Consider the following 9,922-nt stretch of genomic DNA (forward strand, 5'->3'; position numbering starts at 1 on the left):
GAAATTTAGTGTTCATTAATCATTGTTACCAGCTCCCGTGCCCGTCTGCTTACCTCTTCCACTGCCTCCAGGCTTAAATGTATTACATCATGTTCATTATGATTACTTTCATATGCACTTCCAAATGTCTTAATATATTCTTTACGAAGATCAGAGCCGTAATTAATTTTTATCAGTCCGTATTTTTTAGCTTCCCATATAACTTCTTTAGGTATTCCAGATCCACCATGTAAAACCAACGGCACCTTACTCACCTGATTAATTTTCTCCAGAAGTGGTATATCAATCTGAGGATTCAAACATAACCCATGAACATTTCCCACAGACACAGCTAAAGTATCGCATCCTGTCCGTTCCACAAAATCTGCTACCATATCGGGATCTGTTTTACATTCTGCCTCATTTATAATATCCTCTTCTTTTCCCTTCAATGCTCCCAGTTCTGCTTCTACTGGAATTCCATAAAAATGGCAGTAGTCTGCTGCTTTTCTGCATTCCTTTATATTTTCTTCAAAAGGAAGGTGAGATGCATCAATCATAATTGATGTAAACCCCGCATCTATACATGCTTTTACATCCTCAAAAGATTTCCCATGATCCAAATGCAAACCAATAGGTGTCTCTGACTTTTTGACCGCATCTGCTGCCATTTCGGCAATAATCTCCGGATTTGACAATCTCAAATTGTTTGAAGAAATCTGAATATATCCTGGAAGCTCTGCTTTCATTAGCCCATCCGCAATAGCATACGTCATTTCTAAATTTGTCGTATTAAATGCGGGAAGTACATAATGATACCTTTTTGCAAATTCCATTAATTTAAAACCATTTACCAGCCTCATTGTTTTAACCTCCACATTTTTATCTAAATCTGTGCATTAACTCATATAGTTCCTTATATTTTTTAAATTTTTCATTATAATACCGATGCATCTCCGAATCTGGTTTAAAACATTTTTTTATTCTTACTGTCTTTTTTATCCCTGCTTTCAAAGACTTATAGGCTCCTGTAGCAACTGCTGACATCAACATACACCCCAATGTTCCAGCCTCTTCACTTTCCAGAGAATATACCTCCATTCCAAACACATCTGCTCTTATCTGAAGGGTCAGATCTGAAACTGATCCGCCTCCTGTTGCTGCAATCTTTTTCATCTTCGTACCAATTACATTCATTCTTTCATACGCCAGATACATCTGAAATGCCATTCCCTCAAGAATCGCTCTGTATATTTCCTCTGGTTTTGTATGAATTGTTAATCCTGTAATTGTTCCTTTTGCATCCATGGAAAGATCCGGATTTCCTGCCGAGCCAAATTGGGGTAATAACAGTATGTCTGTATGTATATTTTTTGCCTTATCCTCCATTTCTCCCCAAAAATCCTTACCCTGTTTTTTGCACTCCATAGATATACCCTGAAAAATAGTATCTCTTGCCCAGTTTTTCAGTATTCCACAGGTAGTTACTTCAATACTGGATAAATATGTATTGTTCAACACATACGGAATACAGGTAAAATTATTTTGTATCATATAAGGAGTCATTTTTATTTCCGGCAGCATTGTAAACATAAATTCACAGGTACCCATGCCAATTTCGCCGTTTTCTGAAGATATCAATCCACTCCCCAGAGCCGCACAGGTCTGATCGTGCCCACCTGCTATTACTTTTAGCTCATGATTTAATCCCAGTCTTTCAGCTATCTCCGGCAAAACAGTTCCAATAACTGTAGACGGTGCCACAGGTACGGACATCTGTTGTAAAGAAATACCAGCTGCCCCCAGAAGTTCTTCTGACCACTCCTTTTTTCTGATATCAAAAGCCATACTTCTTGCCGCCGAGGAATAACTCACCATTCTTTTTCCTGTAAGGATATATCCAATAAAATCTTCATAATATAAAATAGCTTTTGCTTTTTTTATCACATCTGTATTCTGATTCAGCCACATATATTTCGGAAGACCATATAATTCATTTGGCGGAAGCCCTGTTATTTCAAAAATATGCTGTGCTCCAAAATGCTGAATCAATTCCTGAATTTCTGTGATTCCCCTACAGTCTCCGGTAAGCATCGAATTGGCCAGAATATTATTATTCTCATCAAGACATACAACTGATTCGCCAAGACTGGCTACTGCCAAAGCTTCTATATTTTCCGGACAATTTTTTCCGGCTTCTGATAAAATAATCTTGACATTTTCCAGAACCACTTCAGGATTCAGTTCTCTAAATCCATCCCTTCCCTCTTCCCGATACTTTCTGGATGATCGAAAAATCACATGTCCTTCCAAATCATATACCAGCAGCTTACATCCACTGGTTCCTATATCAATTCCTGCAAAAGCCATTTTTCTCACTCTTTCGTTTTTGTTTTTCTTACTACATCAATAACGACAGCAACAAGAATAATAATGCCTTTAAATACTTCCTGCCAGAAAGAATTGATGCCCATAAGATTCAGACCGTTTGTGATTACCCCAATAATTAAAACTCCAATAAAAGTTCCTCCAACAGTACCAACACCGCCTGACATACTTGTTCCGCCAATAACAACAGCTGCAATAGCATCCATCTCAAATCCACTTCCCAGAGTTGCAGCTGCACTTCCCAGTCTTGCTGACCAGATCAATCCACTGAGGCCACAGAAAAGACCAATAAGAACATACGGAAGCATATTATATTTTTTTACATTCACTCCGGAATACTGAGCTGCCAGTTTATTTCCACCAATCGCATAAATATAGTATCCGAAACGTGTACGGTTCAATAAAAACCATGTAAATACCAGAATCACTGCAGCATAAATAATAATAACAGAAATTCCTCCTATGGAAGTATTGCCAATAGCTGTATAGGAATCATCTCTTACACGAATAGTAACTCCTCCCGAAATAATTTCCGTAAGCCCACGTCCAATACTCTGTGTTGCTAAAGTTGCTACAAAAGCAGGTACCTTTAAATAAGAAATTGCAATACCATTTACAATACCTACCAGGGCACCTACCATAAGACAGATACAAATTGTTGGTCCTACCGGAAGCCCCATATTTGTCATCATATAAGCCCCAATAATGCCTGACAGACCTACTGTAGATCCAACAGAAATATCAATCTCTCCCATAAGAATTGCCATCAGCATTCCACAGCTGATAATCGCATTTACAGAATTAGATTTTAGTAGATTTAATATATTCGAAGTTGTCAAAAATCTTGGCGTAGATATGGTAACAACTATGATTAAAAGAATTAAGCCAATAATTGTTCCTATATTTCGTTTAAAAAAATACATGCCTGGTATTCTTTTTTTCTCTGTATGCATTTCCAGACCTCCTGCTTCTTTTTTGTCTACTGTTTTTGTTAAATAAATATTATCTCTGTGTTGCCAGCTTCATCATCGTTTCCTGAGAAAATTCATTTTCACTGATCTCTCCTGTAATCTTTCCCTCACACATCACATAACATCTGTTGCACATATTAATAATCTCCGGAAGTTCTGAAGAAATCATAATAATACATACGCCACTTGCAGCCAACGCATCAATAATTGCATAAATCTCTGCCTTTGCTGCAACATCAATTCCCCTTGTAGGCTCATCCAGAATAATCACTCTTGGATTATTTGCCAGCCATTTACTTAATACGACTTTTTGCTGATTTCCTCCACTTAAATTTCCTGTAAGCTGTTTTGAAGATGTAATTTTAATAGAAAATTTTTTTCTGTACTCTTCTACCATTGAATTCCACTCTTTATTTTTTACACGAATTCCTTTTACAAAATCCTTCAAACAGACAAGACCCATATTGAATTTCACATCATTTTTCAGGATAAGCCCTTCACCACGTCGATCCTCTGAGACATAAGCAATACCATTTCTGATTGCATCTTTCGGATTTTTAATTTCAAGAGACTTCCCATCTAACTGTATCTCTCCATTCTTTTTAGCATAAGCTCCAAAGACTGTTTTCATTAATTCTGTTCGTCCTGAACCTACCAGTCCGGCAAAGCCTACAATTTCTCCATATCGTGCTGTAAAACTCGCATTACTGAAATATTTTTCATGAGAAAGATTTTTTACCGATAATGCTATTTCCCCAATGTGATGCTTGTTTTTTGTATAAAAACTATCCAGTTCTCTTCCTACCATCAGATTAATCAAATTATCTTTCTCTGCTTCTTTTGTTTTAATATCTCCCACCATTTTCCCGTCACGAAGCACTACTATTCTGTCTGTAATTGCAAATAATTCTTCTAGTCTGTGAGAAATATAAATGATGCCTATGTTTTTTTTCTGAAGCAGCTGAATAATTCCAAACAAAATCTCCACCTCTCCCTGTGATAAGGAAGATGTTGGCTCATCCATTACTACAATTTTAGCTTCTGCTGAGATTGCTTTTATGATTTCAACCAATTGCTGCATTCCCATTGTCAGGCTTCTGACTAACTGATCTGCCCTGAGGTTCAGGTTAAGATCATCAATCAGTTTTTGTGTCTGTCTTTCCATCTCAGGTACATCTACCAATCCAAACTTATTTCTTGGTTCTCTCCCCAAAAATACATTGGCAGCAATAGTTCTATCCGGAACAAGAACAATTTCCTGATGAATGATTCTGATCCCATTTGCACCGGCTACTGCAGCAGAAGATATATTCTTTACCTCTCCATGTATACGGATTTCTCCCGAATCAGCTTTATAAATTCCACCCAAAATTTTAATCAGAGTTGATTTTCCTGCACCGTTTTCACCGAGGATAGCAACGACCTCTCCTTCATTTACAGAAAGCTTCACACCGTTCAACACAATATTGGATGAAAATGCTTTGGTTATATCATTCATTTCCAACAACTTTGTTTCGCTCATATTTATGCTTCCTCTCATAAATTCTTTAAAAATTGGGCGTTGCAATACACCCGCAACGCCCTGCTTTAATCCAGCTGTATTTAGCCGAATGTTTCCATATCAATTACTCTTCCAGAGAATCCCATGCGTCCAGGTCATAATCATCAATGTTGTCTGCAGTAATGCTGTAGGACTCAATCGCTGTATTAAATTCAATTTCTTTCCCTTCCAGAAGATCTATTGCTTCTTTTACTCCAAGATATCCCATATAGGTAGGTCTTTGTGCAGATGTCTGAACCATAGTTCCATCTTTGACTGCATGCTTTCCAATAGGCGCTCCATCTTTTCCAAGAATATCAATTTGACCTGTTTTTCCGGCATCTTCTACCGCCTGTACTGCTCCCAGTGCAGAAGTGTCATTAATGCAATAAATAACATCAATATCATCATGAGCCTGAAGTGCATCTGACACTACATTAAACGAAGTTTCTGTTGAACCTTCTCCTTCTACTACCTGTACTTCTTTAAATGCCTCAGCATTTTCTGTATTATCCTTTATTCCTTTCCAGAAGCCATCTACATTAATAATACAGGATTCTGCAGTCTGCAAATGAACAACCAGTACATTTGCTCCATCCGGATGATTTTCTGCTACCCACTGACCTGACAAATAGCCAAGCTGGGTATTATCTGAAGCAATGATTCCATCTACCAGCTCATAATCATCTTCTGTAATAACATTATCAATATTAATAACCTTTACTCCTGCATCCTTACATGTCTGAAGTACAGTCTGCGCTCCTGCTGAATCGTAGGGAATATAAATCAATGCATCAATTCCACTGGCAATCATATCGTCAATCTGAGAAGCCTGCTGTGTTGGATCATTCTGAGGATCAAAATAAATCAACTCATTTCCTGTCTCATCACAGGCTTTTTGTACTCCATCAAGAACAGCTGTAAAATATTCATTTGTCAATGTATACGGTGAAAATCCAATTGTATAACTCTCTTTTTCATCAGCTTTTACTGTAATACCTGACACCATAGATACTGCCATTGCTCCTGTAAGAAGCACTGCCATAAACTTTTTCTTCATATCTGAAAACCTCCCTTTGTCTTATAATTTTGTTTGTTTTTGGAATTGGCCGTTTCCTTTTTGTTTATATGGACATATTATCATAACATTTTTTTTAATTCAATGTGATTAATTACCAATTATACTTATTATATTTTGTGCATTTCATCTTTTAAGTGTTTGATTTTCTCTATTATATTGTTTGTATTTAAGTTATTTTTCCCTGTTTCCCTCTCATTTTTCATAGTTTTTCACACTTTCCCCAGGCACATAATGTTCGTTTTTAGTTCGCAAAATGTTCGTTTTTAATTCATGGAAATTTATGGAATAAATTGTTTGTTTGAACAAAAAAAGTCTGATACAGAACATATTTCTGTACCAGACCTCAGAGCCTTACATTTATTCTGTTATTCTGCAATCATCACATTTACGCGATGACGCTTCATTAAAATCATTCCTTCTTCATCTATCCCTGCGTCTGTTATTAATCCATCTATTTGAGACAGACTTCCAAATTCATTCAAATCATATGTATTAATCTTAGAAGAATCAGCAAGTACATAAACCTTTTTGGCAACTGAAAAAAGGGAACTCTTTAGCCGTGCTTCCGGCGAATATCCGTCATATAACTTTCCATCTGTACCAATAGCTGCTGCTCCGATAAAAGCAATATCCAGCTGATAATTTTTTAACTGTTCTTCTGCCACCGGACCTGAGCTGCAATTTGTAATTCGAATCATATCGCCTCCCAACATAATGACCGACAGATTTTCGAACTGCAACGCCTGTTCCGCAACTTTAAGATGATTTACAACTACCACGGCCTTCGTTTCCTCATTCAAATAATTAAGAATGATTCTGGTAGTTGAGCCTGCATCTACAAATATCCTCTGACCACTTCGTATCATTGTTGCCGCCATAGCTGCAATTTTTTCTTTTGTTTCTTTATGAGCAATTCTGGCTTCATCAAATGAAATCATTCTTACTACAGGCTGATTACCCAATTCAGCACCTCCATGAGTTCTGGAGATGTTATATTGACGAGCCAGAAAATTCAAGTCTCTCCTTATTGTCATTTCTGATATTCCAAATCGCTGCGCTAAATCAGTAACTGTTACTTTATGCTGTCTCTGTAGTATTTCCAGAATAGCAAGGCATCTCTCACTCTTCTTCACAGGAGTACCATCCTTTTCAAATATTTACCTGTTTCTATTATAGCATCTAGGTAAGCTTTTTCAAGCGATTTTATATTAGCTTTAATCAGATCTTCCTGTGACTAAATCACCTTACTTCCCTGTACTTCTGTATTTTTCCACAACCAGGGTCAGGCACACAAACACCACTCCGAACACAAGCTGAATACCAACCGCCTGGTATATCTGTGTTTTTGCGCTGCCGGTCAGCACAGTAAACTCTCCCAGAATTTCATTTGCAGTTTCATACCAGTATACAGGAAGAAACTGACTGACGTTTTTTACTCCTGTGGAAATATAGTCCAGAGGAACAAATACTCCGCAGAGGAAACACATTCCCAGAGAAATAATGTTCATGGTTCCTGTCAGTGCATCCTTATTCGTTACAAGACTTCCTGAGAAATAGGCAATAGAAACAGCTACAAAAAACAAAGCTGCTGTATTCATAACAAGATATCCCCAATTACCATTTGCACACAGTTCTTTTCCATACCAGATCAGCGCTACCAGAATAATCAGCACAAACAGCGCCGTACCGGCCACGATCATACATAGGATCCCCTCCAGAGCCTGACGTCTGGAAGAAACCGGAGCTGCCAGCATTCTGTTCTTCAGGCCTTTTTTGCGAAAAACAAGCAGCACATTTCCTATCACAAAACCCAGAAGGGCCAGCGCCAGGTATGGAACATACCGAAAATAATAAATATACCGGGAAGTCTCTCCGGAACCCATTGACGTGTCAAGCTCTACTTTCACCGGTATGTCCTTTACGAGAGCATCTGCCATTTCCTTCTCTGTAAATCCTGCTGCCTGACAGGTTCTTGCATTGTTCAGAAAGCTGTTGATCTGCTGATCCACATAAATGCCGGAATAGGTATCCGGGACAGTTGTAACCGGAAGCCTTTCTCCGCCCTGAATACACTTCTGATAAAAATTTTCCGGGATTCTTACAATATACTCCACATCACGATAAAAAAGTTTTTCCTGCATAACAGAAATGTCATTTTCCAGCGGTATCACTTCATGAAAGTTATCCAGATATGTTCTCAACGCCAGAGCAAACGTTCCTCCGTCTTCATCTGCGATTCCTATCTTCAAAGACTCTGCCTGAAAACTTTTCTCCGTCTTTCCTGCCGCTGACTGCATCAGAAGCGTGCAGGCAAAAAAGATTGCCACATACATAAGTATCAGCCATCTGCTCTGTCTGATCACTTTCATATAGCCTTTAAATACTGTCATAGCGAACCCTCCTTACTACCAAAAATGAACCGGCTGTCAGTACCACAGCCATGATCAGAAGCGTAATAAGATTCGTCTTCATTCTCGCCGGATCATCATAAACATTAATGCAGTAAAATGCATCTGTGATCAGAGCTGCCGGATTCAGTTTATTTATAATCGGCATATTCTGGTCTACTGCAAATTTAATTTTGGAATTCATTAAGCCTGCAAGAGTACTTCCTGTCATGGAAATGCCCAGCATGATCGCTACCTTTATATTTTCACTCAGCTTTGATGCGCTGGAAACAAAAATCCCCATACTGACCCCGACAATACACCCAACCAGGGAAATCAGGAGCATCTGCGCCATGCTTCCCTGAAATTCCATATGAAGCACATACCTCAGATAAAGCAAAAGAATCACTACATTCACAAAATGGATAAAAAACGATGTCAGCATTTCTGTAAGAATCATAGTCATTCTGTGTACAGGTGATACACACTGCCTTGCCGCAAGATCTGTTACATTTGCCTGAAGCCAGAACGCTGATCCCATTCCCACAAAGCATCCGTAAAGACAGGCCATGCCTACCAGCGCATAGAAAAATACAGAATTATTATTTGTACTTTTTCCTCCAAGAGATACATTTTCCACAATTTCCTGATAATCCGACATGGCTGCCACTGCCTGCTCCATATTTTCCGGGTGAAGCTCTGCCACGGTTTCCAACGTGTTTTTACCGTTCAGATAGCTTTCCAGAAGACTCTGCATAACACTTTGCGCCATCCCGCTTTTTGCAACCTGAAGATATGGTGTGTCTGCCCCGAAAAAAATTCCGTCCAGCCGTCTGTCCTTCAGCTGTTTCTTCGCCTCCGCTTCTGTCAGGGTCTCCACATGGATAAGGGTTCCATCCTTTTCAATTTTATCAAGATATTCTGAAAAAACAGGATTACCTGCACCTTCCTTTACATAGCCGGCCTGAACAGTCTCAAAATCAGCCTCTGACATATTTCCAAATCCAAAGTAAAACAGAGTTCCCATAATAAGAGGAAAAATACAGGGCCAGAATATGATATTAAAATTCTTTATCTTACGGATAATGCTGTATTTAATCAACTGAACCATAAACTTTTCCTCCTAATCCCGAAGCTCTTTTCCTGTAATTTCCAGAAATACATCATTAAGCGTGGGAAGCTCTGAGTAGACTCTTCCAAAGCTGATCTCCCGATCTTCCAGATATCGCAGGATTCTCACAAGATTATGCTTTGCCTCTGTGCACTGCACCCTGAGAATATCATTTTCATACTCCACCTTAAATACATGGGCCAGTTCCCGAATCTGTACAAGCTGCTCTTCCTTCAGTACAACGGCCTCTACTGTCACCTTTTCCCCTGTTTTTATCATTCCTGTCAGCTGTTCCTTTGTTCCTGCTGCAATACTTCTTCCATGATCCATAATTGCTATTCTTGTACAGATCTGTTCCACCTCTTCCATATAATGAGAAGTATAAATAATAGTGGAGCCCTGTCTGTTCAGCTCCTGAATCCCTTCCAGTATCCGGTTCCTGCTCTGAGGATCCACAGCTACAGT

At 38.7% G+C, this 9,922-nt stretch carries 9 protein-coding genes; all 9 read right to left on the reverse strand.

The genetic code is table 11. The annotated features are described in order from the left end of the window. Positions 1 to 5: 5 nt before the first annotated feature. The gene (locus QVP40_RS04240) at positions 6 to 842 is read right to left on the reverse strand and encodes a class II aldolase (RefSeq protein ID WP_022067252.1); all 837 of its coding nucleotides are present in this window, start codon (positions 840 to 842) and stop codon (positions 6 to 8) included. Positions 843 to 861: 19 nt separating this feature from the next. Then, positions 862 to 2,349, reverse strand: coding sequence for an FGGY-family carbohydrate kinase (locus QVP40_RS04245; protein ID WP_022067253.1), 1,488 nt, complete (start codon positions 2,347 to 2,349; stop codon positions 862 to 864). Between the two features lie 5 nt (positions 2,350 to 2,354). After that, complete coding sequence (locus QVP40_RS04250; RefSeq protein WP_022067254.1) at positions 2,355 to 3,320, reverse strand: ABC transporter permease; 966 nt, start codon at positions 3,318 to 3,320, stop codon at positions 2,355 to 2,357. A gap of 49 nt (positions 3,321 to 3,369) precedes the next feature. Beyond that, positions 3,370 to 4,860 carry a sugar ABC transporter ATP-binding protein gene (locus tag QVP40_RS04255; protein WP_022067255.1) on the reverse strand — a complete coding sequence of 497 codons (1,491 nt, stop codon included), beginning with the start codon at positions 4,858 to 4,860 and terminating at the stop codon, positions 3,370 to 3,372. 103 nt (positions 4,861 to 4,963) lie between these two features. Beyond that, the gene (locus QVP40_RS04260; RefSeq protein WP_022067256.1) at positions 4,964 to 5,938 is read right to left on the reverse strand and encodes a sugar ABC transporter substrate-binding protein; all 975 of its coding nucleotides are present in this window, start codon (positions 5,936 to 5,938) and stop codon (positions 4,964 to 4,966) included. A gap of 386 nt (positions 5,939 to 6,324) precedes the next feature. Continuing rightward, complete coding sequence (locus QVP40_RS04265) at positions 6,325 to 7,092, reverse strand: DeoR/GlpR family DNA-binding transcription regulator (protein ID WP_022067257.1); 768 nt, start codon at positions 7,090 to 7,092, stop codon at positions 6,325 to 6,327. A 111-nt stretch (positions 7,093 to 7,203) separates the two neighbouring features. Further along, positions 7,204 to 8,349: an ABC transporter permease gene (locus tag QVP40_RS04270; RefSeq protein WP_022067258.1), complete on the reverse strand. Its 1,146-nt coding sequence runs from the start codon at positions 8,347 to 8,349 to the stop codon at positions 7,204 to 7,206. Continuing rightward, positions 8,336 to 9,457 (reverse strand): ABC transporter permease, encoded by a 1,122-nt coding sequence (locus tag QVP40_RS04275; protein WP_022067259.1) that lies wholly within the window; start codon positions 9,455 to 9,457, stop codon positions 8,336 to 8,338. Before QVP40_RS04275 ends, QVP40_RS04270 begins: the two co-directional genes overlap by 14 nt. Before the next feature lie 12 nt (positions 9,458 to 9,469). Continuing rightward, positions 9,470 to 9,922, reverse strand: a 453-nt coding sequence (locus QVP40_RS04280; RefSeq protein ID WP_288200319.1) for an ATP-binding protein DrrA1-3 family domain-containing protein, incomplete at its 5' end; no start/stop codon positions are given.

It is taken from the genome of Blautia sp. CAG:257 (genome assembly GCF_000433815.1).
Lineage (GTDB): Bacteria > Bacillota > Clostridia > Lachnospirales > Lachnospiraceae > Blautia_A > Blautia_A caecimuris.